At 70.5% G+C, this 24,734-nt stretch carries 24 protein-coding genes, 3 pseudogenes and 1 riboswitch; of the genes and pseudogenes, 9 read left to right on the forward strand and 18 right to left on the reverse strand.

Annotated elements, in window-relative coordinates; all coding sequences use genetic code 11:
* Nucleotides 1–304: 304 nt before the first annotated feature.
* Nucleotides 305–673: an MmcQ/YjbR family DNA-binding protein gene (locus ACH5AF_RS12660; RefSeq protein ID WP_398901596.1), complete on the reverse strand. Its 369-nt coding sequence runs from the start codon at nt 671–673 to the stop codon at nt 305–307.
* A gap of 346 nt (nt 674–1,019) precedes the next feature.
* On the opposite strand from ACH5AF_RS12660, the gene ACH5AF_RS12665 reads away from it, so the two are divergent.
* From ACH5AF_RS12665 to ACH5AF_RS12675, 3 genes are all read left to right on the forward strand, one after another.
* Complete coding sequence (locus ACH5AF_RS12665; RefSeq protein ID WP_398901901.1) at nt 1,020–1,460, forward strand: substrate-binding domain-containing protein; 441 nt, start codon at nt 1,020–1,022, stop codon at nt 1,458–1,460.
* A 74-nt stretch (nt 1,461–1,534) separates the two neighbouring features.
* Nucleotides 1,535–1,735, forward strand: a complete 201-nt coding sequence (locus ACH5AF_RS12670; RefSeq protein WP_398901597.1) for a hypothetical protein — start codon at nt 1,535–1,537, stop codon at nt 1,733–1,735.
* An 18-nt stretch (nt 1,736–1,753) separates the two neighbouring features.
* Nucleotides 1,754–2,950, forward strand: coding sequence for an acyl-CoA dehydrogenase family protein (locus tag ACH5AF_RS12675; protein WP_398901599.1), 1,197 nt, complete (start codon nt 1,754–1,756; stop codon nt 2,948–2,950).
* A gap of 315 nt (nt 2,951–3,265) precedes the next feature.
* Here ACH5AF_RS12675 and ACH5AF_RS12680 read toward each other — a convergent pair whose 3' ends face one another.
* The 5 genes from ACH5AF_RS12680 to ACH5AF_RS12700 are packed head-to-tail and all read right to left on the reverse strand — an operon-like array spanning nt 3,266 to nt 7,113.
* Complete coding sequence (locus tag ACH5AF_RS12680) at nt 3,266–3,829, reverse strand: GAF domain-containing protein (protein WP_398901600.1); 564 nt, start codon at nt 3,827–3,829, stop codon at nt 3,266–3,268.
* Nucleotides 3,826–4,443 carry a GTP-binding protein gene (locus ACH5AF_RS12685; RefSeq protein WP_398901601.1) on the reverse strand — a complete coding sequence of 206 codons (618 nt, stop codon included), beginning with the start codon at nt 4,441–4,443 and terminating at the stop codon, nt 3,826–3,828. Before ACH5AF_RS12685 ends, ACH5AF_RS12680 begins: the two co-directional genes overlap by 4 nt.
* Nucleotides 4,421–4,792, reverse strand: coding sequence for a DUF742 domain-containing protein (locus ACH5AF_RS12690; protein WP_398901602.1), 372 nt, complete (start codon nt 4,790–4,792; stop codon nt 4,421–4,423). The genes ACH5AF_RS12685 and ACH5AF_RS12690 overlap by 23 nt, the downstream gene beginning before the upstream one ends.
* Before the next feature lies 1 nt (nt 4,793).
* Nucleotides 4,794–5,228, reverse strand: coding sequence for a roadblock/LC7 domain-containing protein (locus ACH5AF_RS12695; protein ID WP_398901604.1), 435 nt, complete (start codon nt 5,226–5,228; stop codon nt 4,794–4,796).
* Nucleotides 5,229–5,235: 7 nt separating this feature from the next.
* Nucleotides 5,236–7,113, reverse strand: a complete 1,878-nt coding sequence (locus tag ACH5AF_RS12700) for a sensor histidine kinase (protein ID WP_398901605.1) — start codon at nt 7,111–7,113, stop codon at nt 5,236–5,238.
* Nucleotides 7,114–7,498: 385 nt separating this feature from the next.
* Between ACH5AF_RS12700 and ACH5AF_RS12705 the strand changes: the two genes are divergently transcribed.
* The 3 genes and pseudogenes from ACH5AF_RS12705 to ACH5AF_RS12715 form a co-directional block, all read left to right on the forward strand.
* Nucleotides 7,499–7,627: a hypothetical protein gene (locus tag ACH5AF_RS12705; protein ID WP_398901606.1), complete on the forward strand. Its 129-nt coding sequence runs from the start codon at nt 7,499–7,501 to the stop codon at nt 7,625–7,627.
* A gap of 214 nt (nt 7,628–7,841) precedes the next feature.
* Nucleotides 7,842–7,941: pseudogene (locus tag ACH5AF_RS12710) on the forward strand (DUF664 domain-containing protein); the annotation flags it as partial.
* Nucleotides 7,942–8,270: 329 nt separating this feature from the next.
* Nucleotides 8,271–8,534, forward strand: a pseudogene (locus tag ACH5AF_RS12715) (DUF6228 family protein); the annotation flags it as partial.
* A gap of 312 nt (nt 8,535–8,846) precedes the next feature.
* Here ACH5AF_RS12715 and ACH5AF_RS12720 read toward each other — a convergent pair.
* Nucleotides 8,847–10,052: an MBL fold metallo-hydrolase gene (locus ACH5AF_RS12720; protein WP_398901607.1), complete on the reverse strand. Its 1,206-nt coding sequence runs from the start codon at nt 10,050–10,052 to the stop codon at nt 8,847–8,849.
* A gap of 301 nt (nt 10,053–10,353) precedes the next feature.
* Between ACH5AF_RS12720 and ACH5AF_RS12725 the strand changes: the two genes are divergently transcribed.
* Nucleotides 10,354–10,932: a carboxymuconolactone decarboxylase family protein gene (locus tag ACH5AF_RS12725; RefSeq protein WP_398901608.1), complete on the forward strand. Its 579-nt coding sequence runs from the start codon at nt 10,354–10,356 to the stop codon at nt 10,930–10,932.
* Nucleotides 10,933–11,010: 78 nt separating this feature from the next.
* A complete protein-coding gene (locus tag ACH5AF_RS12730) occupies nt 11,011–11,631 on the forward strand; it encodes a TetR/AcrR family transcriptional regulator (RefSeq protein WP_398901610.1) in 621 nt (206 codons plus the stop codon).
* A gap of 106 nt (nt 11,632–11,737) precedes the next feature.
* Here the strand turns inward: ACH5AF_RS12730 and ACH5AF_RS12735 are convergent, their stop codons facing one another.
* Nucleotides 11,738–12,529 (reverse strand): SGNH/GDSL hydrolase family protein, encoded by a 792-nt coding sequence (locus ACH5AF_RS12735; RefSeq protein WP_398901612.1) that lies wholly within the window; start codon nt 12,527–12,529, stop codon nt 11,738–11,740.
* Between the two features lie 158 nt (nt 12,530–12,687).
* Nucleotides 12,688–13,605, reverse strand: coding sequence for a peptidoglycan DD-metalloendopeptidase family protein (locus tag ACH5AF_RS12740; RefSeq protein WP_398901615.1), 918 nt, complete (start codon nt 13,603–13,605; stop codon nt 12,688–12,690).
* A gap of 4 nt (nt 13,606–13,609) precedes the next feature.
* Nucleotides 13,610–13,765, reverse strand: a riboswitch (cyclic di-AMP (ydaO/yuaA leader).
* 764 nt (nt 13,766–14,529) lie between these two features.
* Between ACH5AF_RS12740 and ACH5AF_RS12745 the strand changes: the two genes are divergently transcribed.
* A complete protein-coding gene (locus tag ACH5AF_RS12745; protein WP_398901616.1) occupies nt 14,530–15,342 on the forward strand; it encodes a tyrosine-protein phosphatase in 813 nt (270 codons plus the stop codon).
* A gap of 20 nt (nt 15,343–15,362) precedes the next feature.
* Here ACH5AF_RS12745 and ACH5AF_RS12750 read toward each other — a convergent pair whose 3' ends face one another.
* The 9 genes and pseudogenes from ACH5AF_RS12750 to hpnE form a co-directional block, all read right to left on the reverse strand.
* Nucleotides 15,363–15,527 (reverse strand): DUF6126 family protein, encoded by a 165-nt coding sequence (locus ACH5AF_RS12750; protein ID WP_398901902.1) that lies wholly within the window; start codon nt 15,525–15,527, stop codon nt 15,363–15,365.
* 22 nt (nt 15,528–15,549) lie between these two features.
* A complete protein-coding gene (locus ACH5AF_RS12755) occupies nt 15,550–16,137 on the reverse strand; it encodes a helix-turn-helix domain-containing protein (protein WP_398901617.1) in 588 nt (195 codons plus the stop codon).
* A gap of 60 nt (nt 16,138–16,197) precedes the next feature.
* On the reverse strand, nt 16,198–17,592 hold the full coding sequence (locus tag ACH5AF_RS12760; protein WP_398901618.1) for an aspartate aminotransferase family protein: 1,395 nt from the start codon (nt 17,590–17,592) through the stop codon (nt 16,198–16,200).
* 195 nt (nt 17,593–17,787) lie between these two features.
* Nucleotides 17,788–17,976 (reverse strand): annotated as a pseudogene (locus tag ACH5AF_RS12765) (1-deoxy-D-xylulose-5-phosphate synthase N-terminal domain-containing protein); the annotation flags it as partial.
* 90 nt (nt 17,977–18,066) lie between these two features.
* Nucleotides 18,067–19,086 carry an adenosyl-hopene transferase HpnH gene (gene hpnH, locus ACH5AF_RS12770; RefSeq protein ID WP_398901619.1) on the reverse strand — a complete coding sequence of 340 codons (1,020 nt, stop codon included), beginning with the start codon at nt 19,084–19,086 and terminating at the stop codon, nt 18,067–18,069.
* Between the two features lie 5 nt (nt 19,087–19,091).
* Nucleotides 19,092–19,757: a 1-hydroxy-2-methyl-2-butenyl 4-diphosphate reductase gene (locus tag ACH5AF_RS12775; RefSeq protein WP_398901620.1), complete on the reverse strand. Its 666-nt coding sequence runs from the start codon at nt 19,755–19,757 to the stop codon at nt 19,092–19,094.
* A complete protein-coding gene (gene shc, locus ACH5AF_RS12780; protein WP_398901621.1) occupies nt 19,757–21,796 on the reverse strand; it encodes a squalene--hopene cyclase in 2,040 nt (679 codons plus the stop codon). Before shc ends, ACH5AF_RS12775 begins: the two co-directional genes overlap by 1 nt.
* 134 nt (nt 21,797–21,930) lie before the next feature.
* Entirely contained in the window at nt 21,931–23,016 is a 1,086-nt protein-coding gene (locus tag ACH5AF_RS12785; protein WP_398901903.1) for a polyprenyl synthetase family protein, read from the reverse strand.
* A 38-nt stretch (nt 23,017–23,054) separates the two neighbouring features.
* Nucleotides 23,055–24,440, reverse strand: a complete 1,386-nt coding sequence (gene hpnE / locus ACH5AF_RS12790; RefSeq protein ID WP_398901622.1) for a hydroxysqualene dehydroxylase HpnE — start codon at nt 24,438–24,440, stop codon at nt 23,055–23,057.
* Nucleotides 24,441–24,734: the final 294 nt, after the last annotated feature.

Raw genomic sequence — 24,734 nt, forward strand, 5'->3', positions numbered from 1 at the left:
GCTTCCGACACGGAGATGAGAGCGACGTCGTCTGGGGTGCGAGACCACCGTCGTTGCCGTGACCCAGAAGTTCGGAGCCTCATGGGACGTGATCCATCACGGCTGGAAGTCTCTCGCCCCGCTGAGGGTCGAGCCGGAGACGCCGGCATTGATCCGCGACCTGCCCGAAGCCTCCGCATGGTTCGAGCACCCCATCTCCCTTTACATCTCGGCCAGGGAGAACGGGGAAGTGCGAACTCAGGCAGGGGACCCCTTCAGCACAGCCTCGTACAGCGCACCCGCGCGGCGACCGCCGCCCCGCCGTTCATTCCCCCGGGGTTGCCGCGAGCTCCGGGTGCGCGTCCAGGAGTGTGCGCGGGGCCGCCTGGCGCCACGCGTCCCGAAGGATCGCGCTCAGCTCGTCCTCGTCCTCCAGGGCGGCCAGACGTACCCGGATCCAGGCGTAGTTGTCGTCGTGGCCCGCGCGCAGGAAGAACTTCTCCGGCTCGGCGGTGATCAGCTCCTCCCGGTCCTCCTTGGGGCACTTCACACCCATCACGCGGTCGTCGTCGTCCAGCGAGGCGAAGATCCGCCCGCCCGCCTCCAGCCGGAAGGTGGGCATCCCCCAGGACAGCTTCTCCATCGCGCCCGGCAGTGCCAGCGCGATTCTGCGTACGTCGTCGGCAGTGGTCATACAGCGACCGTACGACCCGCCACTGACACTCGCCCGCGACCGTATGACGTACTACTGACGCTCCCCCCACAGCCTGCGACGCGCCACCCGCGCCGCCGCCGCGCGTCATGACCCCGCGGCCGCAGCCGCAGGCCGCCGCACGCCAACTGCCTGACACAGTGGACACTTCGGACCCATTGACCGCCCGTGAGCGGAACCTACGCTGCCCACAGCCGCGAGAAAGCGCTTTCCGCATCCCGCCGTGCGTGCGCCGCCGGCCCCGGGGCCCGCTGCCCACCTGCGTGTTCGTGGGACCGATGTGGTGGCCGTGGGTGCGCTCACGGCCTTCCGGGAGGAGGACGTACGGGTGCCCGAGGACGTCTCGCTCGCGGGCTTCGACGACATCCCGCTCGTAAAGGAGCTGTCCCCAGCGCTCGCCACGGTCGCCCTTCCGCTCGCCGAGATGGGGCAGCAGGTGGTGGCGCTCGCGCTGCGTGAGCCGCGGGGGGCCGCGGTCCCGTGCGCTCCGGATCGGCGGGGAGGTCGCGCCGCGGGGGAGCGTCTCCGCTCCCCCGGCGGCCTCCTCTCCGGCCGGGCCCCGCGCATGACCTTCCAGGAGTGTCCGATTCCGTACGCGCGGGGGCGTGCACCCAGGAGGAGCCTTCAGGGCGCCGTGCGCCGTGTGCCGCCTCTATGCGCCGGCCGACTCGTCCGGCACCGATCAGGAACGGCTGCCTTCGTTCCAGTTGGACGCTGTATCGATCCTGCAGATGGTGTCCGACGGCACTCCTGCATACATCTGAGGTGATCCCCCAACTATCCTCCGCCATATGCCGACGCTCCTTGTGCCGTTGGCATGTGGCAGAAGGAGATCCATGGGGAATGGTCCCGAGCAGCACGAACACCGGTGGTACCCACCCGGCCCATATCTTCAATCAAACGTCAGCACTCTGGATTTCGGCCAAAGTTGACATCGAGCTTGTTCCGGTCGGAAAGGGTCAACAGGCTGAAGTGGTCGGCCTGTTCGGGACGGGATTACTGCCGATGCACCACCTGCTCGCACAACTGCGCGAACAGGCGTAAAGCGGAGGGGAGCTCGCGATGGACGGTTACTTCGCCAGCCGACTGCATCATCAGCTGCGCGCTCAGGTAAGGGATTTCGCCGAGCGGGAGGTGAGGCCTCGTATTCCGGCCATGGAAGCGGCGCGCACGGTCGACCGGGACCTCTCCCTGTTGATCGCCCGGCAGGGCTGGCTCGGCGCCACCATAGGCGCCGACTTCGGCGGCATGTCCCTCGGCCACCTCGCCAAGACCATCATCATCGAGGAGCTGTCCCGGGTCAGCGGGGCGATGGGCGCCATGGTCCAGGCGTCGCAGCTGGGCGTCGCCAAGATTGTCCATTTCGGCAACGACGAGCAGAAGAAGACCTGGCTGCCGGCGATAGCCGCCGGCGAATGCCTGCCGACCATCGCCGTCACCGAGCCGGACTCCGGCGGGCATGTGCTCGGCATGAGCGCCACCGCAGTCCGGGACGGCGACGACTACCTCCTCAATGGCCGAAAGGTGTACGTGGGGAACAGCCACGTCGGCGATCTCCACGGCGTCGTAGTCCGGACCGGTCCCGGTTCCCGCGGACTGACCGCCTTCCTCGTCGAGTCGGACCGGCCGGGCTTCCGCATCGGCAAGCAGAAACCCACGATGGGACTGCACGGCTTCAGTTTCGGCGAGCTGTCATTCGACAACTGCCGTGTCCCGGCCGCCAACCGCCTCGGCGACGAGGGCGACGGACTGTCCGTGGCGTACTCCTCCAGCGTTCTGTACGGACGTGCCAACCTCACCGCCGTGTCCCTCGGCATCCACCGGGCGATCCTGGAGGAGACCTCCCGCTTCTGCGAGCAGCGCCGGCGTTACGGCAAACCGCTGCACGAACTGCCGTCGGTGAAGCTCAAGCTGGGCACGATGCAGTCACGGCTGATGACATCGAGGCTCGCCGCCTATCACGCCGTGCATCTGCTCGACGCGGGCATGCCGTGCGACGCGGAGCTGATGAACGCCAAGCTGGTCAATGTGGAGTCGGCGATCGACTCGGCCCGCAACGCCATGGAGATCCATGCCGCGGCCGGGCTGTTCACGGACCGGCCGATCGAGCGCTACATGCGGGACGCGCTGCACATGTTCGCGCCCGCGGGAACCTCGGACGTACAACTGCTCCGCCTGGCCGAGGTCGCGCTCGGCACGGCGAGGGGCCAGTGGTCGCAGCGGCTGTCCGAAGTCGTACGCATGACGCCCACCGGGTGAGCGCTGCCGCGAGAACGGCCCGCACACGAGGTCGGCGGCGACAGTGGTGGCCTTCGGCCGGGAGCCGGGAGCCGCGAGCCGGAAGCCGCGAGCCGCGAGCCGCGAGCCGCACCAGGCTGTTGCCGATTGCGGCAAGGCGACGAGCTTCACGGTCGGTTGGGCCGCGCGGTCGATGGAAGAAGGCCTGCGCGGAAGGTCGGGCTGTGCGGTGGACCGAAGAAGGCGTGCGCGATCGGCCGGCGTAGGGCTCCGGCGCTGCGAGGTTCCGAAGACACGTCACCCCGGGGAGCAGCCTGCACCCCGGGGCCCGCTACTTCAGATGCGTCCGTCCTCCCGCCGGTGGATCTGCTCGATCAGCTCAGCGGCAAGGGACTTGATGGTCGCGAGCCCCGCCCTGCCCCACGGCCGCGGCTCGGTGTCCACCACACAGATCGTGCCCAGCGCGATCCCCGTGCGGTCGATCAGCGGCGCCCCCAGATAGGACCGGATGCCGATCTCGTCGACGACCGGATTGCCGGCGAAGCGCGGGTAGTCGCAGACGTCCTCCAGCACCAGCGCCTTGCGCCGTACGACCACGTGGGGGCAGTAGCCGTGGTCGCGGGCCATGAAGCGGCTGACCTCACCGCCTGCCGCGCCCAGGTCAGCGCCGCTGTGTGTGCCGGTCGGCGTGTGCAGTCCGGCGAAGAACTGCTGGTTCTCGTCGATGAAGTTGACCATCGAGTACGGTGCGCCGGTCACCTCCGCGAGCTTGTGGGCGAAGTCGTCGAAGGCCGGGTCGGGCCGCTCTCCGAAACCGAGCTGGCGCAGCCGCCGCACCCGGGCGGGTGCCTCACGGTCGACCGGGGTCAGCAGCAGATGGCCGGTGGGGTCGTACGTCATGTCGGTGCTCCATAGCTCGGTGCCGGGGCGGGCTGAGGGGTGGTGGTGAGCAGATGCTGGACGAGAGTGACCAGGGTTGTGATCCCGGAGCCGGCGACCCGCGCGTCGCACAGGACGACCGGCACCTCCGGTCTGAGGTCGATCGCCGCTCGCACCTCGTCGGGCTCGTAGTGGTACGCCCCGTCGAACTCGTTGACGGCGACGACGAAGCCGATGCCGCGCCGTTCGAAGAAGTCCACCGCGGAGAACGACTCCTCCAGTCGGCGGGTGTCCGCGAGGACGACCGCTCCGAGCGCCCCCTCGGACAGCTCGTCCCACATGAACCAGAAGCGCTCCTGGCCCGGTGTGCCGAAGAGGTAGAGCACATGGCGGGCGTCCAGGGTGATCCGGCCGAAGTCCATGGCGACGGTGGTCGTCGTCTTGGACTCGATGCCGTCCAGGCGGTCGGTGGTGGCGCTGACCTGGGTGATGAGTTCCTCCGTGCTGAGCGGGTCGATTTCGCTGACCGCTCCGACGAACGTCGTCTTCCCCACTCCGAAGCCGCCCGCGACGAGGATCTTCAGCGCGGTCGGAAAAAACAGGCGAGCGGCTTCAGAGCCGTCGTCGTAGGCCATCGAGCACCGCCTCCAGCAGTGAACGGTCCGTAGGCGTGTCATGGGAGCGCGGTGCCCGCGCGGTGACGGCACCGCAGTCCACGAGGTCGGACAGGAGCACCTTGGTGACGACGGCCGGCAGTCGTAAGTGCGCGGAGATCTCGGCGACCGAGGTCGGGCCGTGGCACAGTCCGAGCGCCATGGAGTGTTCGGGGCCGAGTTGTCCCTGCGGGACCGATCCGGTGGCCATCACCAGGCTGAGCAGATCCAGCGCCGCCGTCGGACGGGTGCGGCCGCCGCTGACCGTGTAGGGACGGATCAGCCGCCCGGCCGCGTCGTCCAGCAGCGGCCCGTCCTTGGGCGCCGGCACGTCACTTCCCCGCAGCGCTCGGCGTCCCCGCGGCCGCTCTGGCCGGCGTGACCAGGTATGGCCGTACGCTCTTGACCAGCATCGCCATCTCGTATCCGAGCACGGCGGCGTCGGCCTCGCGTCCGGCGAGCACGGCCAGGCAGGTGCCCGAGCCGGCCGTCGAGACGAACAGCAAAGTGGAGTCGAGTTCGACGACCACCTGACGCACTTCGCCGCCGTCGCCGAAGCGTGCTCCGGCGCTGCGGCCCAGCGAGTAGAGGCCGGAGGCCAGGGCGGCCATGTGATCGGCGCTGTCGTTGTCCAGGCCGTGCACCGATCTCACCAGGCCGTCGGAGGAGAGCAGTACAGCGTTGCGTGTGTACGGCACACGCTGCACGAGGCCGCTGAGCAGCCAGTCGAGGTCCGAGACGTGGCCGGACGGCACATCGCTCGCCATGGTGCATCTACTCCTTGAAGGTGGTGTCCTGGGAATGCAGGTCGGATGGTGCGGGGGGCGGTTCGGCCGGCGGCTGCGACGCGGCGAGGCCGATGCCGCGCTGGAAGGCGGCCATCAGTCCCGGGTCGTGCAGGGCATGGTCGTCGTCCCTGCGCGGCGCGGGCGCGTCGCGCAGCTGCGGCACCAGGTGCTCCTGGCTGCGGCGCTTGGGGAGTTGGGGCCGGCCCGTGGTGTCCCCCGCGACATGCGGCCGCAGCGGGTCCCCGACGGGCTGTCGGGAGCCGGCGGCCGTGTCGTGGTGGGCCTGGGTGCCGTAACCGGGCTGCCCGGTGGCCGGGTTGGGCCCGTCGTCGTGTTCGCCGCGTACGGGGAGGGGCGCGAGCCGGTCCGAGACGCGAACGGGTTCACGCTGGGCGGGCAGCGACCGCTGACGGGGCTGTGCCCCGGACGGCGTGCGGGCGTCCGCACGGGCGGGCTGCTGATGCAGCTGCTGCGGCTGGTGGTGCTGCTGCGGCTGCTGCGCCTCCGGGGGAGGCTGCGACGGGGCCGGTGGCTGAGCAGCCGCCTGGGTCTGCGGCAGCTGGGGCGGTGCGGTGGCCGTGATACGCCCCGTCGAAGCCCGCTCGCCGTCGTTCTGGGCGAGAGAGCTCGAATCGGAGCCGAGCAGGCTCTGCGGCAGGACCAGCACGGCCTGCACCCCGCCGTAGATGTTGGACTGGAGCCGTACGGCGATGCCGTGCCGGCGGGCGAGCGCGGAGACGACGAACAGGCCGATCCGCCCGTCCTGGAGCAGATGCGCGACATTGACCTGGTCGGGGTCGGTGAGCAGGGCGTTCATCTTGTCCTGCTCACCGAGCGGCATGCCCAGGCCGCGGTCCTCCACCTCGACGGCGAGCCCGGCCGTGACGTGCTGGGCGCGCAGCAGGACCTGGGTGTGCGGCGCCGAGAACAGGGTGGCGTTCTCGACGAGTTCGGCCAGCAGGTGGATCACATCGGCGACCGCGTGCCCGCGCAGGGTGCCGTCGACCGGCGGCACCAGCTTGACCCGCGGATACTGCTCGACCTCGGCGATCGCCGACCTGAGCACCTCGGTCATGGCGACCGGGTTGGACCACTGACGGCGGGAGATGGCGCCGCCGAGGACGGCGAGATTCTCGGCGTGCCGGCGGATACGGGTCGCCAGGTGGTCGATGTGGAACAGGCCCTTGAGCAGCTCGGGATCCTCGACCTCGTTCTCCAGCTCGTCGAGCAGCTGGATCTCGCGGTGGACGAGCGACTGGAGCCGCCGGGCGAGGTTGACGAAGACCTCGACCTTCTGCTCGTTGCCGACGCTGCTGGACAGCCGGGCCGCCTGGACGACGGCCGCGACGGCGGCGTCGTGGTAGCGGCTCAACTCCTTTGCCAGGAGGTCGAATTCGTCCGCGCCCGGGGCCGGCGGTCCAGGGTTGTAGCGGGGCGGCGGCCCTTCGCCGCGGCGGAGTCCGTCGACGACGGTACGCAGTTCGGCCTGTCCGCGCGCGATGGTGCGGCGCAGCGCGGAGGCGCGGTCGAGCAGGGACCTGGCCGTGCGGTCGGCGCCCACGGCGGCCGCTCCCACGGCCGTCATGGCGAGTGCGGCCATACCCAGGAGCACGACCCACAGGGCGAGGGTCGGCTCGGGGGACGCGCTGCGCAGGGTGAACAGCACCGCTGCGGCGCCGCTGAGTGCGGCAACCACGGTGGGCAGGACCGCGGTGCGCAGCAGTTGGGGTCGTATGCGAGCTTCCGGCGGCGCCGGGGAGGTGTGCGCCCGCCCCGGTGACGACAGGGCGCGGGCGCCTGGCCGGCCGTGACGCCCTCCCTCTCGGCGGTCGGACCGCGCGGCGGATGCGCGTAGTTGAGACATCAGCGTCCTTGGTACCTGGGTCCCCAGGAATCGGCGTACTGCGGTTGGGCGACGTCGGTGCACGGCGGGCCGAGGGCACGCGAAGGAAAGCCCACTGTGGATCACCGGCCACTCACGGTAGTCGCCGCGCGGACGCATGCGGCGCGCAGTTGAGAAACTTCCCACAGTTCGTCCCGCTCTGGTATGAGGGCTCGTACGTCAGCCCGATAACGGAGTACGAAGTGGTCCTGTCCCGGCCGAGGCGGACCGATGGTCTCCGCCGCTTCATGGCGGCCTGGCACGGCACCTGACCTGGGATCAGCGCCTCAGAGAGCGACAGCCGGCTGCTCTGCCTCTGCAACCGCGTCAGGGAAGATGTCAATTCTGATCATTTGGCTCCGGGCGCATGACGTACGTCTTCGACGTGTTCACCGATGCACGCGACCGCACCACCCTCACCGGCAGCGTGCAGTACCGCGATCCCGCCGGCTACGGGGTCTCCCAAGGGCCCGCATTCGGGAGACAGCTCGGATGAGTTCGACGAGGACGATGGGGCGTCCGCCCACTTCACCGTCGAAGTGAGCGACCTCCGCTATCTCGAGCACTTCACCAAGAACACGCTTTTCAAAACGGCCTTCACAGGCCGCCTGTCCTCGTAGGTTCGGCAGAACCGGAGTCAGGGCTGCGCCGGCCGGCATGTGAGCCGACGCTGCGCCGGCCGAGCATTCGGAGCTGGTGCGCGCGTGGATCACGACAACACCTCCATCCGCGAGCTGTGGGTACAGGATCGAGGAGTACGCCCACCATTGTGGACAGGGCGACCTGCTGCGCGAATGCATCGACGGCCGGGGGGCAACAGCGGACTCGGCCCGCTGGAGGCAGAGTTCACGCGGTGCTCCCGCGGTCGAAGAAGACACGCGGACGATCACGGTGTCGCTGACGGCTTGACGCGGGTGCGCGTTGACACTGCACACCGATGGCTCGGCAAGCGACCAGCGACGCCGGTTCTCCGATCTCTGACGGGCACCGCACGCAGGCGTTGACGTCGGCGTGTCAGACGTGGGTGAGGAGGCGTTCCAGCGGCCGGGGAACGCGCTCGATGTCCAGGTGCGCGACCAGCGCCTGCGCGTAGAGCGCCTTGCGACCGCTGTGCGTGCCCATGAAGCGCCGCAGCTGGCACGCTTGGGGGCGACGGCCTCGACTCCTTCCTCTACGAGTTGGCCGAGGACTTCAGAGGATGGGAGGGAGCCCGGACGTGGCGCTCTCTTGAGCATGATCTGACGCTATCGGCCACACACGGTTCGAGAGGCTACGTACATCTGACGTGGGGGCTCCACGACCGGCCACCCGCTGAGGAGTGGTGTTTCGAGACCACCACGGTTCACGCGGCGGGAGAGGACATGCTCAACCTCGCTGCCGAGGTCCGAGCCTTCCTGGAGAGTGGTTCATGGTGCCTGCCGCCGACGGCAACACGACGCGTGGGGACGCGGCGTGAAATGCCCGCTGGGCCGGCACTCTGCCGCTCGGACGCCTGCTGCGCAGCGCGCACCCCGACCGGTGCATGCGCTTTCTCAGCCTGCCGGACTCCACAAGGTACGTCGACACCGAGGAGGAGTACGCGATCGTGCTCGGGCGGCAGCACGTCATCTTCGACGAGCTCTGGCGACACCGGAAACTCCTCGTGATCACCTACGAGTGGAGCGGCCCCGCGCCCTGCCCGCGGGGGCCTCGCTCTGGCACGGCGCAGACCCGCGTCAGCGGGACGGTGCCGCCTCCGGGGTGCCGGTGTCCTCGTCCCTGGGCGGGGGTGCCTGCGGTGCCGTGACGGCCTGTGCCGTGGCCGCGGCCGCCTCCGACGCCGTGGTCCAGCCGCCCGCCGGGGTGGTCGCCACCGCGCGCCACCACGGCGCGGACGGCAGGAGTCCGGACGTCGGCTCGAAGGGCTCGCCCGGGCGGGGCAGCGCGAGGGTCGCGCCCGCCCCGGCCCCGGCGGCGACCGTGCCCTCGCCCGGCTCGGCCCACGCGTGGGGAGCCAGGTTGAACGTGCACCAGTGGATCGGCAGCATCACACCGGACGGCGTACCGCCCTGGAGGTCCAAGTGGGCCCGCATGCCTTCGGCGGGTGTCATGTGGATGTCCGGCCAGTACTCCGAGTACGCGCCGATCTGGATCATGGTCGCGTCGAACGGTCCGTGCTCCGCGCCGATGTCCTGGAAGCCGGTGAAGTAGCCGGTGTCGCCGCTGTGGTAGATCCGGTGCTCCGGGCCCGCGACGGCCCAGGACGCCCAGAGGGTGTGCTGCTGGTTGCGCAGTCCGCGGCCGCAGAAGTGGCGGGCCGGAGTGGCGGTCAGACGTATGCCGTGCACATAGGCCGACTCGTTCCAGTCCAGCTCGCGCAGCCGGTCGGGAGCCACACCCCAGCGCTCCAGGTGCGCTCCCACCCCGAGCGGGACGGCGAAGACGGTGCCGGTGCCGGCCAGGGCCCGGATCGTGGGGAGGTCGAGGTGGTCGTAGTGGTCGTGTGAGATCACCACCACGTCGACGGTGCCGAGGGCCGCGAGCGGCGCGGGCACGGGATGCAGCCGCTTGGGGCCGACGAAGGTGAAGGGGGAGCAGCGCTCGCCCCAGACGGGGTCGAACAGCACCCGGCGGCCGTCGATCTCCGCGAGGACGCTGGAGTGGCCCATCCAGGTCAGCCTCAGCCCGGAGACGGGCGGTGCGGCCAGGTCGGCGACGGTGGTGGGGTGCACGGGCACCTCGCCGAGCGGTGACCGGCGCGCCCGTGCCTCCTTCTGGAAGTAGATCTTGGCGAATTCGACCATGGAACCGCCGGAGGGCCTGGTCCGGGCGCCCTCCGGGTTACGGAAGACACCGTCGGCGAAGTTCGGGGAGCGGCGGATTCGGGCCATCCGCTCCCCGGCCGGGTCGGCTCCGAAGGCTGGCGGTCTGAGGATACGCATCCGGGCTCTCAGGGAGTGGGGGGAGGCAGCGCCGGTCACGACACCTCCTGGTGATCGAGGCTCTGTCCATTACGTGCGGGCGCGCTCACGCCGGGTGTCCTGCTGTGCGTCCGATCCGTCATGACCGGGCAACGCGCGCCCCGGCGCAGGTGTTCCTGAAGCGTCTCCCCGGTGCCCGTGGAAATCGGCGGGCGCGATGTCACATCTCGGTGGACCGCTCCGTCGTATCCGTGAAGGACACCGCGAAGGCCCGTACGACGGCGTGGACCACGACGCGTACGACGACCCCAGGAGGCCCGACATGGCCCGTATCTCCCTCGAACCACGCCGCTCCCTGTTCCTGCGTGTGATCGAGTGGTACACCCGGCGCACGTACGGCAAGGCTCTCGACCCGGTCCGGGCGCTCGGACACCACCGGGGGGTGCTGTTCACCGATCTGCGCCTGGAGACGTCGGTCGCCAAGTGGAAGGCGCTCGACGAGGACCTCAAGGCGCTCGCCACCACGGCGGCCGCGGCGTCGATCGGCTGCAGCTGGTGCCTGGACTTCGGTCACTGGCTGAACCGGACGCGCGGGATGGACGCACGCAAGCTCCACGACGTGCCGGTGTGGCGCGAGAGCGATGCCTACTCCCCGCTGGAGCGGGACGTCCTGGAGTACGCCGAGGCCATGACCGCCAATCCGCCGGAGGTGACCGACGAGCTGGCCGAGCGGCTGTGCACGGCACTGGGCGAGGAGGCGTACGTTGAGCTGACGGCGATGGTTGCCGTCGAGAACCTGCGCTCGCGCATCAACTCGGCGCTGGGGCTGACCAGTCAGGGTTTCAAGGACCACTGCGAGATCCCGGCCGCGCTGCCGCCGACCGCCCGTACGACGGCCTGAGAGGCGCCGGCCGCCAGGGCGAATTCCGTGCGGTACGGGAGCGATCTCGCCCATGATCGGCTGTGTAGGGTGACGCCCGTGGCCAGGATCCGGTTGAGTGTGCAGGAGCGGCGTGAGGAACTGCTGAACGCGGCTGTCGAGCAGATCGAACAGCGTGGTGTGGCGGCCGTGCGGATCGCCGATGTCGCCTCTTCGCTCGGCGTCTCCAGCGCCCTGGTGCTCTACCACTTCGCGTCCAAGGAACAGCTCGTCGCGGCGGCGTTCACCCACGCCGCCGATGCCGATCTGGCCCATCTGCGCAAACTGTTGGGCCGTCGCACGTCCGCGCTGCGCCGGCTGCGGGCCGCCGTGCGGTGGTACGCGCCGACCGGGCAGGCCAAGGGCTGGCGGCTGTGGATCGACGCCTGGGCCGCGTCGCTGCGTGATCCGGCCCTGCGGGAGGTCGCCCGCGCTCTCGACCAGCAGTGGAAAGCGGCGCTGACCGAGGTGATAGCGGAGGGCGCGGCGGCGGGGGAGTTCCCGTGCGAGGACCCCGCTGCGGCGGCCTGGCGTCTGACGGCGTTCCTCGACGGGCTCGCCGTGCAGATGACCTCCTACTCGGGCTCGTTGACCCGTGCGGCGATGCTGCAGTGGACGGACGAGGCGCTGGCCCGCGAGCTGGGCGTGGATCGCGCGGGCGTCACGGCGACGGCCCGCTGACCCGCGGGCGGACCGCACGTGCCCTGGGTGTCCGGCCGGCGCAGTGACTCGGCCTGTGCGTCCTTGTGTTGCGGCGCCGTCCCGGGACGGGTCTTCGGCACGCCCTTCAGAGCGGCAGCAGGTCCGGACGCTTGGCCGCCACGTGGTCGCCGGAGCTCTCGCCCCGCAGGCGCCGGCCGATCCACGGCACCAGGTACTCGCGCGCCCAGTTGATGTCGTCGCGCCGCACCTCGAGTGCGCCGCGCGGCGGCAGCGGCGGCCAGGGCTGGTCGGGGTCGGCGGGCACGTCGAGGCCGAGCACCTGGGCGGCGCGCAGGGCGACGCGGGTGTGGCCCTCGGGGGAGAGATGCAGCCGGTCCGCGTCCCAGGCGCGCCGGTCCTGGACGGACCTGAGCGACCACAGGTCGAGGACGGGGCAGTCGTGGCGGTCGGCGATGGCCCGTACGTGCGCGGTGTACGTGGCGATCTTTCCGCGCAGATGGCGCAGGACCGGCACGTCCCGAGTGTCGAAGCCGGTGGTCACCATGACGGTGCCGACCGAGCTCGTGAGGTCGGCGACGGCCCGCTCGAACCGCTCGGCCACATCGTCGGGGTCGCTGCCCGGCCGGATGATGTCATTGCCTCCGGCGCAGAACGTCACGAGGTCCGGGGCGAGTTCCTTGGCCCTCGGGACCTGCTCCTCGACGATCTGGTCGAGGAGACGGCCTCGTACGGCGAGGTTGGCGTACCGGAAGGTGTTCTCCGGCATGAGGTCGGCGAGCAGCACCGCGAACCGGTCCGCCCAGCCGACGTACGTCCCGTCGGGACCGGGGTCTCCCACGCCTTCGGTGAAGCTGTCACCGATCGCCGCGTACGACCCGAATGCGCCCTTGTTCTCTGTTCTCGAATCGTCTGCCACGAGAGCACATCTTTCCTTTACGGATGTGACCTACGCGACCGTAAGGAGGGGTTGACGGGAAGTGATCTTTACCACCGTCGAAGTTCGACCGAGCCGGAATACGCGGAATCCCTCGCTCCGCCGCCGGACGGAACGAGGGACGCGCGTCTGACTGCGGGTCAGACAGAGACGCCGTGCTGACGCAGGTAGGCCACCGGGTCGATGTCCGAGCCGTACGAGGGGCTGGTACGGATCTCGAAGTGCAGGTGGGGACCGGTGGAATTGCCGGTGGAACCGGACAGACCGATCTGCTCGCCGCCCGAGACGCTCTGACCGCTGGAGACGGACAGGGAGGAGAGGTGGGCGTACTGCGAGTAGGTGCCGTCACCGTGCTGGATGACGACCTCGTTGCCGTACGAACCGCTCCAGCCGGCCGAGACGACGGTACCCGGGCCGACGGACTTCACGCTGGTGCCACTTCCGGCGATGAAGTCGACGCCGGTGTGGTAGCCACTGGACCACATGGCACCGGACGCGCGGTACGGCGTGGAGATGCCGCCTTCGACCGGGGCGGTCCAGCCGGAGGAGGCCGGGGTGGCGGCCTTCTCGGCGGGCGCCTTCTTGGCGGGGGCCTTCGGCGCCGGAGCGGTCCGCGAGGCGTCGCGCGAGGAACGGGCCTCGGACGCGTCGCGCGGCTCCGGGTCGTTCTTCGCCGTGGACTTCGCGCCGATGGTCAGCTCCAGGCCCGGGTGGATCAGCGCGGGGTCGGCACCGATGGCGCGACGGTTGTCGTTGTAGAGACGCTTCCAGCCGCCTCGGACGTCCTGCTCGTCGGCGATCTTCGCCAGGTAGTCGCCGGCGACGACGGTGTACGTCTTCGGCGCCTTCTTGCCGGCCGGAGCGGCCGCGGCGGCGAAGGCCGGTGCCGAGGCGGCGGCCTGCTGCGGAGTCACTGCGGGGGCCGAGGCGGGCGCGGCGTTGGCGCCGGTGGCACCGAGCAGCGGCAGGGCTATGACGGCACCACCCGTACCGGCGGCGACGAAACCGCGCGTGAGGGGGTTGGCCTTGGGACGGCGGTGCTTACCCTTTCCGGGCATGACGCATTCCTCTCCGGCGCCTGCGAGGTGAGCTGTCGGGTTCGGACTGGAGATGCCCGTTCGAGCTGAATGCGCGAATTAACCCCAAGCCGTCCGAAATTTCCGATACGGCGTACTACCTGGGTCCCCCGCTCCTGCCACACGTGGGTGGGTTCGAGCTCCGGTCGGCGGCAGGATTAGGCGGTCCGTCCGGATTGAGCGTGACCGTAGGCGAGCGCACCGGGCGGTAACAAGCCACGAATTTTCCCGATCTCCGCCGGGCGTGATTTCGGGACGCCTTTCCCGTCACCCTCCGTGGAGGCATAACAGTCAATTCCCTCGTCGGCAAGGGAATTGACACGGGGAAACCGGGCACGTTCCGTCACGGATATGATCCTGCTCACGGAGCATGTCCCATCTCCCCTGTAGACGGGGCACGTTAGTCACAAAGGCCCAATTAGGACAGAAGGCACAAAAGATCCCCTAACCATCCAGTTAGGCATCAAACTCCGTCCGCAACGCCCGACTTCGTCCCGTGCCGCCGTTCGGTCTCCGACGCAGTCCCCGCCGCCCGGTCCCATCCCCGTGAATTCGGCGGCCGCCGCCGACAGCAACGCGTGGCGAAAGAGGTTCCCTTTCACGCAAAGGGAATCGGTCCCGGCGGCCATACCCTGCACAGCGTGATCACTCGGCATGCTCCTCACCCGCAGGTCGCAATGGGCGCGGAGAACCCGTAATGAGCTCCGGAATGGAGTGAGAGGGGCGCGGCGCCCCTCGAACCCCCACACGACCCCGCGCGCCCCCGCAGCCGGGCGCGCCTGGGCAGAGACGCCCGCCGCACGCACCGGCGCTCGCGAGATGATTGGCCGATGAACCTGTGCCGTATCGTCGGATCGCGCCATCGTCGGCGACCGGCGCCGACAGCAGTCACCTGAAGGAGTCCACGTGACGCAGCAGCTGCCGCAGGCCTCGTCGACCGAACCCCGGCTCGCCGGAGTACGAAACTTCCGGGACGTGGGCGGACTGCCGACCGTGGACGGCGGTCATGTGCGGCACGGCAGGCTCTTTCGCAGCGGGCACCTCGCGCACGCGACCGAGAGCGACACCGTCTTCCTCGCCTCGCTCGGGCTGCACACGATCTTCGACTTCCGCAACGCGGCGGACCAGCGGCTGGAGGGCCCGGACGTCGAGCTGCCGGGCGTGCGCAATGTGAACCTGCCGCTGAGCGACCCGGCCGACGGCGCGGAGTTCTGGAAGATGGTCCGGGACGGCAACCTCGACCAGCTGAAGTCGATCCTGGCCGACGGCAAGGGCGCCAGGCGCATGATCGCCTCCTACCGGATGATCATCAGGGAGCGGACCGCCGAGCACAGCCGCGTCGTGCACGCACTGGCCGAGGACAGCGTCCCGGCGCTGATGCACTGTGCGGCCGGCAAGGACCGCGCCGGTCTGTCGATCGCGGTGACGCTGCTGGCCGTGGGCGTGGAGCGCGACGCGATCGAGGCGGACTACCTGAAGTCCAACGACCCGCATCGCCGCTACAAGGTCAAGCGGGGTGACGACTCCCCCGAGGCCATGTCCGCCGAGGTCATGGAGCTGCTCAATCCGCTCTTCGACGCCCGTGCCGCCTATCTGTCCGCCGCGTTCGAGACGATCGAGGAGACCTGGGGCGGCACCGAGAAGTACCTGTCGAAGGGGCTGGGGCTCTCCGCCGAGACCCGTGAGCGGCTGCGCGAACGGCTGGTCGACGGGAGCTGAGCCGTCGCCCGGCGGGGCGCCTACCGGTTCTGGCCGCCCACCAGGAACAGCAGGTAGAGGAACGCGGCGATGAGGTGCCCCGCCACGAGGTAGGCGAACAGCCGGATGACGAGGCCGCGCGGGAAGCGCTCCTCCCGCCTGTTCTCGGGCGTGTCCGGCAGGGGCTTGTCCAGGGGGTCCCACATGTGCGTGATCACGACCTTCGGGTCAGGCGTGCGGATGGAGATCGGGGCTCTGCAGCAGGGTGTGCACGAAGAGCAGTTCGGCGCCTTCTGGCGACGCGGCCGCGATGCGGTGCGGTGTGAGCGAGTCGAAGTGGGCACTGTCCCCGGGGGCCAGCTCGTGGACCGCATCCCCGAGCGCGAGGCGCAGCCGTCCACCGACGACGTACAGCCACTCCTCGCCGGGGTGCACCCGGACCAGATCGCCCTGGGCGCCGTACGGGACGACCACCCGCAGGGCCTGCATGGCCCGGCCCGGGGCGCCGACCTGGTGGTACGTCCAGCCGTCGGCGGTCGCGGGCTCGCGGCGGCCGGCCCGGATGACGGGCTCGCGCTCGGGCGGGAGCTCGCCCAGCACCTCGGCGACCGTCGTACCGTAGATCCGGGCGAGGGCGAGAAGCATCGGCAGCGAGGGCTGTCGGTTTCCGGTCTCCAGCCGGGAGAGATGGGCTGGGGAGAGCCCGGCGCGCTGGGCGGCGGCCTCAAGGGTCAGTCCGCGGCGGCGGCGCAGATCGCGCAGCCGAGGCGCGACCTGGTGCAGCCCCTCGCCCGTCGGTGCGGCGGAAGTGGTCATGCGTCCATTGCGCCAGCCTCTTGCCTGGTAGGCAAATTTCTTGCCTCTGAGGCAAGCGGCTCAGCGGTTCGCCATGGCCTGTTTCACCAGCGTCCTGCCGAAGTCCCACATCAGCCCGCCACCGTTGTGTGCGTCGTCCATCACCGCCGTGAACGCCGCTACGAACCGGTCCACCTCGCGTTCGCCGATGATCAGCGGCGGGATCAACTTGATCACCTCCATGTGGTCGCCGGAGACCTGGGTGAGGATCCGGTGCCTCTGCAGCAGCGGTACGACGACCATCTGGGCGAACAGTCCCTTCCGGGCGGCTTGCAGCATCGCCCACCGGCTCCGCAGCCTGATCGACTCGGGGCGGCCGAACTCGATGCCGATCATCAGCCCGCGACCGCGGACCTCCCGCAGCAGTTCGTAGCGGTCCACGAGCGCGGCGAGCCTCGCCCGCAGCAGCTCGCCGGTCACCCTGGCGTTCGCGACGACCTGTTCGTCCTCCAGCACCGACAGGACGGCGAGCCCGGCGGCCATGGCCTGGGCGTTGGAGCCGAAGCTGGCGGAGTGCACCAGCACACGGTCCATGGACGAAAAAACCTTCTTGAAGATCCAGTCCTTTCCGAGTGTCGCGCCGACGGGGATGTAGCCACCGGAGAGGGCCTTGGCGACGCAGACCAGGTCGGGCTCCACACCCGCTTCGTACTGGAAGCCGTAGAAATCCCCCGTGCGCCCGAGACCCGTCTGCACCTCGTCGGCGATGAGCAGCGCCTTGTGCCGGTGCAGGAGCTCCTGCGCGGCCCGCAGGAATCCCGGCGGGCTCGGCACCACTCCCTTGCCCTGGACGGGCTCGACGATGAGGGCGGCGACGTCGCCGCGCCGCAACTCCCGCTCCAGGGCGTCCAGATCGCCGAGTTCGATCAGCGAGTCCGGCAGCAGCGGGTCGAAGCCGGCGCGGAATCCGTCTTCTCCGTTGACCGAGAGGGAGCCCGTGGTCAGTCCGTGGAAGGCGTGCGAGCAGTACAGCATCCTCGGCCGGCCGGTCGCGTACCGGGCGAACTTCAGCGCCGTCTCCACCGCCTCCGTCCCGCTGTTGCCGAAGAACACCCGGTCCAGATGCGGGGTGTGCAGGAGCAGCTTCTCCGCCAGCAGCCCCGGCAGCGGGGCACAGTCGAAGCGGGTGAGATCGGGGAGCGAGGCGTCGAGCACGTCGTGCAGGGCCTTGCGTACGACCGGATGGTGGCGACCGAGGCCCATGACGCCGAAGCCGGCCAGCATGTCGAGGTAGTCGTTGCCGTCGGCATCCCAGAAGTAGGCGCCCTCGGCCCGTTCGTAGACCTTGTCGAAGCCGATGGTGTGCAGCATGCGCGGGAGCTGGTGGTTGAGATGGAGGCCGTGCAGTTCGTAGCGCTCGGCCCCGCGCCGGGCCAGCAGTGTCGCCAGGTCGAAGCCCTTGGACGCCTCGGTCATCGCTCAGTCCTCCTTGCCTGGGCCCTGGGCGGGCCGGTCCTGGACGCCGCTGCGGCTGTTGTCGGCCACGACGGCGACCATGCGGCGCCGCGCCGCGAGCGGCGGCCCCGTCCGGGTGCAGCACGTCCGTCCGGTCGATCCGTCCCGTCGCCACGATCGCCTCGCCCCCCGACCCCCTGGGGAAGCGACCACGGTCGGGGCGTCGGAGACCCGGTGGAGGGCGATGGTGAGCCCGACCACGCGCAGGTGGGGACCGAGGTGCCCGCCGGTTCGTGCCACCGCACGGATCGGGAACTCGCGGATCTCCGCTGGGAGTCGGCCGGGCTCGGGCCGGGTGAGCGCCTTCTGGTCCCGCGGCACCCGGATGTGTTCGAGAAGCGTCATGTCCAGCCCCCTTCGCGTGCAGTACGACTCCGGTGGCGGCGGACGACCGGTCCCCGGGCCCCGAACCGCCCGCTCGTCGCCGCCGTGAGGTCACCGGCTGCCGGTGACCGTCTCGCGGGCCGCGCGCAGGGACTCCTTGAGCGAGCCCATGGTGGCGAGCACGGCGGTCGGTTCGTAGCCGCAGTGCGCCATGCAGTTGGCGCAGCGCGGGTCCTTGCCGCGGCCGTACTTGCTCCAGTCGGTCTCCTCGATGAGCTCGCGGTAGGTGGGGACGTAGCCGTCGCTCATCAGGTAGCAGGGACGCTGCCAGCCGAACAGCGAGTAGTTGGGGATCGCCCAGGCCGTGCAGGGGAAGTCGGCCTTGCCTTCGAGGAAGTCGAGGAAGAGCGGGGAGTGGTTGAGGCGCCAGCGCCGCCGGTTGCCGCCCGCGAACGCCTTCCTGAACAGCTCGCGGGTCTGTTCCACGCCGAGGAAGTGCTCCTGATCGGGAGCCTTCTCGTAGGCGTAGGCGGGCGAGATCATCAACTCGTCGACCTTGAGGTCGTCGTTGAGGTAGTTGAGTACCTCGATGACGGTCTGGGGTGTGTCGGTGTTGAAGAAGGTCGAGTTGGTGGTGACCCGGAAGCCGCGGCTCTTGGCCTCCTTGATCGCCTCCACGGCCTCGTCGAAGACGCCCTCCTTGGCAACCGACTCGTCGTGCCGCTCACGCAGTCCGTCGATGTGCACGGCGAAGGCGAAGTACGGGGACGGCGTGAAGTTCTCGATCTTCTTGCGCAGCAGCAGCGCGTTGGTGCACAGGAAGACGTACTTCTTCTTGCTCACCAACTGCCGGACGACTTCATGAATCTGAGGGTGCATCAGTGGCTCGCCACCGGCGATGGAGACCATCGGCGCCCCGGACTCCAGCACCGCCCCGACGGCCTGCGCCACCGGCATCCGCTGCTTGAGCACGCCGGCGGGATGCTGGATCTTCCCGCACCCCTCGCACTTGAGATTGCAGGCGAACAGTGGTTCGAGTTCCACGATCAGCGGGAACTTCTCACGACCGCGAAGCTTCTGTTCGAAGAGATAGGTCCCGACCCTGATGGTCTGGCGGAGCGGCATGGCCATCTGGCTCACCTCCTGGGGAGCAGCAAAGAACGGTGCCATTCGTAGAAAGCAGGAAGGACGGCACGCAGAACACGGAAAGCTGATATTCCACCGCGTACCGTGCCGATTCGGACCAGTTCGTGCTCCGGAGCGTCCACGACCACCCGGACGGCCGCAACCGGACGGGGACCGGCGCGCAGCGCGCTGCTCAGGGTGGCCGCCGACTCCATGTCGACGGCGATCGCGCCGGTCGCCTCCAGCCGGGCCCGCTCGGGCCCCCGCACCACGTGGTCGGCGCCGGTCAGCAGGCCCCCGTGCACCGTGCGTCCCGGTACGGCCCTGGCCACTGCCCTGCGCAGCAGCTCGGCTCCGGTGCACGCGGTGGTGACCTCGTCGATGCGGGTCTCGTCCGCGACGACGAGGTCACCCGGGTGCATGCCCGGGGCCAGCCCCGCGCAGAAGCCGGAGGCGACGACGGCGGCTTCGCGCAGCGGGCCGCTCGCGCAGGCGGCGAGCACGGCCCGTTCCGCGTTGACCGGGCCCATTCCGGTGCGCAGCACCGTGACGTCACCGGTCCGCCCCTCCTGGTCGAGGGCGCGGACACCGCTGCGCAGGGCGGCCTTCTCGATGCCGAGCGCACAGGCGACGAGCAGCCGGGCAGCGGAGCCGGGGGGCTCCGGGGGACGGCCCATCAGCCCCCCTTGCGAGCGTGTGCACGGGTGGCGAGCGGTTCGCCGTGCATGAAGCGGCCCAGCGCGGTGAGCGGGAAGACCTGCCGGTAGAGGTGGTAGTTGATGGAGAAGTCCCACGGGAAGCCGGTGCCCGTGAACTGCGGCTCGTCCCAGGAGCCGTCCGGGCGCTGGGTGCCGGCGAGCCAGGCGATGCCGCGCTGGACGGCCCTGCCCTCCTGCTCCCCCGCCGCGATCAGCGCGAGCAGCGCCCAGGCGGTCTGGGAGGCGGTGGAGGAGCCGTGTCCGATCCACTTCTCCTCCCGGTAGGACCTCAGGTCCTCGCCCCAGCCGCCGTCCTCGTTCTGCACGGACACCAGCCAGGAGACCGCCCGGCGGACGGCCGGGTGGGACACCGGCACTCCTGCGGCGGTCAGCGCCGGGACCACGGACCCTGTCCCGTAGAGGTAGTTGACGCCCCAGCGGCCGAACCAGGCGCCGTTCGGCTCCTGTTCGGCGAGCAGCCATTCGATGGCGCGGCGGGTCCGCGGGTGGCCGGCCTTGCCCTCGTAGGCCAGCATCTCCACGACGTGCGCGGTGACGTCCGCGGACGGCGGGTCGATCACCTCGCCGAAGTCGCAGAAGGGCAGCCGGTTGGGAAACGCGCTGGTGTTGTCGGCGTCGAATGCGCCCCAGGCGCCGTTGCGGGACTGCATGCCGAGCGTCCAGCGAGCGCCGCGCTGGACGGCCGCCTCCAGGCGCTCCTGATCGGGGTGCCCTGTCCTGCGCAGGGCGAGGATCACCTCGGCGGTGTCGTCGATGTCGGGGTAGTTGTCGTTGTGGAACTCGAACGCCCAGCCTCCGGGCGTGAGTCCGGGCCTGCGCACGGACCAGTCGCCCGGCCGCACGACCTGCTCGCTGAGCATCCAGTCGGCGGCCCTGACCAGCGACGGATGGTCGGCGGGCAGGCCCGCGTCGGCCAGCGCGATGGTGGCGAGACAGGTGTCCCACACCGGCGACTGGCACGCCTCGATCATGCGGACGGGCACCCCGTCCTCCTCGTACCAGACGGCGAACCGGTCCAGCGACTCCAGGCCGGCCCGCATCACCGGGTGCTGGAGGTCGTAGCCGAGCAGGTACAGCGCGATCACGGAGTACACGGCGGGCGGCTGGATGCCGCCCCAGCAGCCGTCGTTCTCCTGGCGCTCGATGATCCAGCGGGCCGCGCTGTTCATGGCGGTACGGCGCAGACGGCGCGGCGCGACCTTGTGGTAGAGGTGCATGGCCTTGTCGGCGCGCTGGAAGAACCCGTCCCAACTCGACGCGGGAGCAAGCTCTTTGCGCGGCTTGGGGTTGTCGGGGTCGGTGTGCAGCTCGTCCAGCGCGAACGGCGCCGGATGCACGGGCCGCTTGGCGGAGACGACGGTGAGCGGGACGATGGTCTGCCGTGCCCACTGGCCGAAGTCGTAGATGTTCAGCGGGAACCACTTCGGCAGGAAAATCAGTTCGGGCGGGAGTTCGGGCAGGTCCTCCCACTTCCACCAGCCGAACAGGGCGAGCCAGATCCGGGTGAAGACGCGGGCGGCGGCGATACCGCCCTGGCCGCGGATCCAGGCCGCCGCGCGCCGCATGTGCGGGTCGTCGGGACGGTCCCCCGCCAGGCGCAGGGCGACGTACGCCTCGACGGTGGTGGACAGCTCGCCGGGCCCGCCGTGGAAGGTGGCCCAGGTGCCGTCCTCGCGCTGCCGGCCGCGTACGAAGCGGGCGGACGCCGCGGTGGTCCGCTCGTCCTGGACGCCGAGGAACTGCCGCAGCAGCAGGTCCTCCGCGTCCATCGTCACATTGGTCTCGAGATCGCCCTTCCACCAGCCCTGGGCGTCCTGGCGTTTGAGCAGATGGTCGACCGCCCGTTCCACGGCTTTCCCGGCGGCCTCGCGGACGTCGGCCGGGCTCTTGGCTCCTGCGGCCGTCGTGGCGGTGGTGGCAGTGGTCGCGGTGGTGCTGCCGGCAGTGGCGGCGGAGGCCCGCAGGGGTCCGCTGCTTCCGTCGGTCGTCGCTGTCATGGCTTCCCCTTCGTTGCAGTGGTTCTCTGCTGAGCTGGGGTCTGACGTCGGCCGGTGACTGGTGAGGTCACCGGCCGGCGACGCGCTTCATATGGTGCGGCTGATCCTCCGCCCGGTGCGGCGTGTGATGGTGATCATCTCTTTCGTACGACGACGAAGTCCGCGAGCGCGACGAGCTGCGCCCGAACCATTTCCGGCATGTCCACACCGTCGAGGGCCTCGATCGCGGTGCCGTGCTGGCGGCGGGCCTCCTGGGAGGTCCACTCGCGGCCGCCCGCCTCCTCGATCAGGGCCGCCCTGATGGCGAACTCCTCCTCGGAGAAGCTGTCGAAGTCGTTGCTCTTGGCGTCGGCCGCGAGCAGTGTGCCCAGGCGCTGCGAAGCCGGGCCACCGGCGGCGAGCGCGGCGACGACCGGCAGCGACTTCTTGCGCTGGCGCAGATCGCTCCAGGTCTGCTTGCCGGTGGCGACGGGGTCGCCCCAGATGCCGAGCAGATCGTCGACAGCCTGGAAGGCCAGGCCGAGGTGGTAGCCGTACGCCTCCAGGGTGTCGGCGGTACGGTCGTCGGCCCCGCCCAGAACGGCGCCGATGGAGACGGCGCAGGCCAGCAGTGCACCGGTCTTGTTGCCCTCCATCTCCAGGCACTCCTCGACGGTGACCCGCTCGCGGTGCTCGTAGGAGATGTCCTGGGCCTGGCCGTCGATGAGCTTGCGCGTCGCGGTGGTCAGGCGGCGGGTGGCGCGGCCCGCCTCCACCGTGCCCATCTCCAGCAGGAGTTCATTGGCCAGGGCGAAGAGGGCGTCGCCCACGAGGATGGCCTGTGCGGGGCCGTGCACCTTCCACACCGTGTCGCGGTGCCTGCGCTGCTCGTCGCCGTCCATCAGGTCGTCGTGCAGGAGCGAGAAGTTGTGCACGAGCTCGACCGCGACCGCGCCGGGGATCCCGACCTCCGGCGCCGCGCCGGCCGCCTCCGCGGACAGCAGCGCGAGCGCGGGGCGCACCGCCTTGCCGCCGTCACCGTCCGAGGGACGGCCCTCGGCGTCGATCCAGCCGAAGTGGTAGGCGGCCACGGTGTCCATGGGCGGGGCGAGCCGGTTCACGGCGGCGCGCAGCACGGGTGTGGACAGGGTGCGACCGCGCTCCAGCAGCGCGGCGATGTCCGTCTCGTGCGCGGTCCTGGCGGTCTGTGCGGTGTCTTCAGCCGGGTTCGCCGAGGGCACTGTCGGCACGCTTACTCCTCTGGTTCCAGTACTGGTGCTCACGCCGCCTCCTTGAGCGGATGTTCATGGCGGCGGCCGAGCGCGGAGAGCGCAGCACCGGCGGCACTGAACCCGCTGCGCACGGCACCCTCCATGGTCGCGGGCCAGCCGGTGGCAGTCCACGCGCCAGCAAGGTACAGGCCAGGGGCGCCCGTTCGCGCACCCGGCCGCAGACGGCCGACGCCGGGAGCGGGGGCGAAGGTCGCCGTCCGCTCACGGGTGACGAAGAAATCGTGTACCCGTGCGCCGCGCGCCGCGGGCAACAGCCGCTGAAGTTCCGGCAGATAGCGCGCGCGCAGAACGGCGACCGGGTCGTCGATCTCGTCCTCGGCGGCAGACTGGGACAGCGCCAGGTACTGGCCGCCCGAGAATCCGGAGGCCTCTGTGCGGTCGAAGACCCACTGCACGGGCGTGCCGAGCGCGGCGAAGAACGGGCGGCGCAGCACCTTGCGGTCGTACAGGACATGGACGTTGAGGATCGGTACGGTGCCGATGTCCAGCAGCCGGTCGCTGTTCTCCATCGCCCCCTCCGGCAGCAGCGCGTGGGCCTCGCGCTGTGCCACGGCGAGGACGACCGCGTCGGCGTGGAGCGTCTCGCCGCCGGCCGACACCCGCCAGCCTCCGCCTTCGGCTCGGGTGATCCCCCGTACCCGGGTGGACAGTTCGGTGCGTACGCCTGCCGAGTCGAGGGCCTTGCGGGCGAGGGTGTCGTGCAGTTCGCCGAGGGGGACGCGCGCCCAGCCGATGTCGGCGGCGCCGGGCTCGGAGAGCAGTCCCGTCTTGAAGACCATGGCGGCGAGCGCCATGGAGGCGTGGGGCGCGCGGGCGTTGAGCGTGGCCACGCCGACAAGGTCCCACAGGGCGGCGACGGCGCGCGGGGACTGGCCGTGGCGGCCGAGCCAGGTGGCGAAGTCGATGCCGTCCAGCGCGGGGTCGGCGGGATCGATCCTGTACAGGGCCATCGCGGCGCGTGCGACACCGGCGCGCTCGGCGAGCGAGAGGTGCGGGTAGGCGGCGAGGCCGCCCGCGAGGTGCAGCGGCACGGGCAGCGCGGTGCGCCGCAGCCGGCCGAGCCGCGGCCCGCCGGGGGCCGCCACGTCCAGCACGGGCACGTCCAGCCGGTCCTGTACGGGCGCGAGGCCGGCGGCGTCGATCCGGTCGAGGAACCAGCGGTAGGCGGTGCAGCAGCGCAGGTAGACGTGCTGGCCGTTGTCGACGGTGAGGTCGCCGCGGCGGAAGGAGAACGCGAGTCCGCCGAGACGCGGCCGTCCCTCCAGGAGGGTGACCTCGAGCCCGGCGTCGGCGAGTTCCAGCGCGGCGGTGACGCCGGCGATTCCGCCGCCGACGACCACGGCGTGCGGGGCGAGGGTGTCGTCGGCCGTCATCGGCTCTCCCTCCTCGGGCGCGTCACGGACATGCCTCCCGCGTCCGTCACCGTGCGGGAGGCGGCTCGGCGCATGCGGGTCGATGGCGCCCGGCCGGGCTCGGCCGGGCGGTGACGCACTCCGTCGGGGCGGGCGGCCGCCCCCGCTGTGCGCGGCCGCCCGCCCGGCTCCGCCACGCGCGCGGGCGTGTGCGACCCGGGCACGACGTGCGGCTCCGCCGCCGGAGGGCGCACCGTCCCGAGCGGCGTGCCTCCTTCGAGCGAGCGAAGCCCGCGCAGTCGCCGCGGCCGCGAC

The organism is Streptomyces sp. NPDC018833 (assembly GCF_044390825.1).
In the GTDB taxonomy this organism is placed as follows: Bacteria; Actinomycetota; Actinomycetes; order Streptomycetales; family Streptomycetaceae; genus Streptomyces.

What these genes read in the sequence shown, in the direction of transcription:
- ACH5AF_RS12660 (WP_398901596.1), bottom strand. Translation starts at nt 673, where the DNA reads ATGACCACTGCCGACGACGTACGCAGAATCGCGCTGGCACTGCCGGGC.
- ACH5AF_RS12670 (WP_398901597.1), top strand. Translation starts at nt 1,535, where the DNA reads ATGGTCCCGAGCAGCACGAACACCGGTGGTACCCACCCGGCCCATATC.
- ACH5AF_RS12675 (WP_398901599.1), top strand. Translation starts at nt 1,754, where the DNA reads ATGGACGGTTACTTCGCCAGCCGACTGCATCATCAGCTGCGCGCTCAG.
- ACH5AF_RS12680 (WP_398901600.1), bottom strand. Translation starts at nt 3,829, where the DNA reads ATGACGTACGACCCCACCGGCCATCTGCTGCTGACCCCGGTCGACCGT.
- ACH5AF_RS12685 (WP_398901601.1), bottom strand. Translation starts at nt 4,443, where the DNA reads ATGGCCTACGACGACGGCTCTGAAGCCGCTCGCCTGTTTTTTCCGACC.
- ACH5AF_RS12695 (WP_398901604.1), bottom strand. Translation starts at nt 5,228, where the DNA reads ATGGCGAGCGATGTGCCGTCCGGCCACGTCTCGGACCTCGACTGGCTG.
- ACH5AF_RS12700 (WP_398901605.1), bottom strand. Translation starts at nt 7,113, where the DNA reads ATGTCTCAACTACGCGCATCCGCCGCGCGGTCCGACCGCCGAGAGGGA.
- ACH5AF_RS12705 (WP_398901606.1), top strand. Translation starts at nt 7,499, where the DNA reads ATGACGTACGTCTTCGACGTGTTCACCGATGCACGCGACCGCACCACC.
- ACH5AF_RS12720 (WP_398901607.1), bottom strand. Translation starts at nt 10,052, where the DNA reads ATGCGTATCCTCAGACCGCCAGCCTTCGGAGCCGACCCGGCCGGGGAG.
- ACH5AF_RS12725 (WP_398901608.1), top strand. Translation starts at nt 10,354, where the DNA reads ATGGCCCGTATCTCCCTCGAACCACGCCGCTCCCTGTTCCTGCGTGTG.
- ACH5AF_RS12740 (WP_398901615.1), bottom strand. Translation starts at nt 13,605, where the DNA reads ATGCCCGGAAAGGGTAAGCACCGCCGTCCCAAGGCCAACCCCCTCACG.
- ACH5AF_RS12750 (WP_398901902.1), bottom strand. Translation starts at nt 15,527, where the DNA reads ATGTGGGACCCCCTGGACAAGCCCCTGCCGGACACGCCCGAGAACAGG.
- ACH5AF_RS12755 (WP_398901617.1), bottom strand. Translation starts at nt 16,137, where the DNA reads ATGACCACTTCCGCCGCACCGACGGGCGAGGGGCTGCACCAGGTCGCG.
- ACH5AF_RS12760 (WP_398901618.1), bottom strand. Translation starts at nt 17,592, where the DNA reads ATGACCGAGGCGTCCAAGGGCTTCGACCTGGCGACACTGCTGGCCCGG.
- hpnH (WP_398901619.1), bottom strand. Translation starts at nt 19,086, where the DNA reads ATGGCCATGCCGCTCCGCCAGACCATCAGGGTCGGGACCTATCTCTTC.
- ACH5AF_RS12775 (WP_398901620.1), bottom strand. Translation starts at nt 19,757, where the DNA reads ATGGGCCGTCCCCCGGAGCCCCCCGGCTCCGCTGCCCGGCTGCTCGTC.
- shc (WP_398901621.1), bottom strand. Translation starts at nt 21,796, where the DNA reads ATGACAGCGACGACCGACGGAAGCAGCGGACCCCTGCGGGCCTCCGCC.
- hpnE (WP_398901622.1), bottom strand. Translation starts at nt 24,440, where the DNA reads ATGACGGCCGACGACACCCTCGCCCCGCACGCCGTGGTCGTCGGCGGC.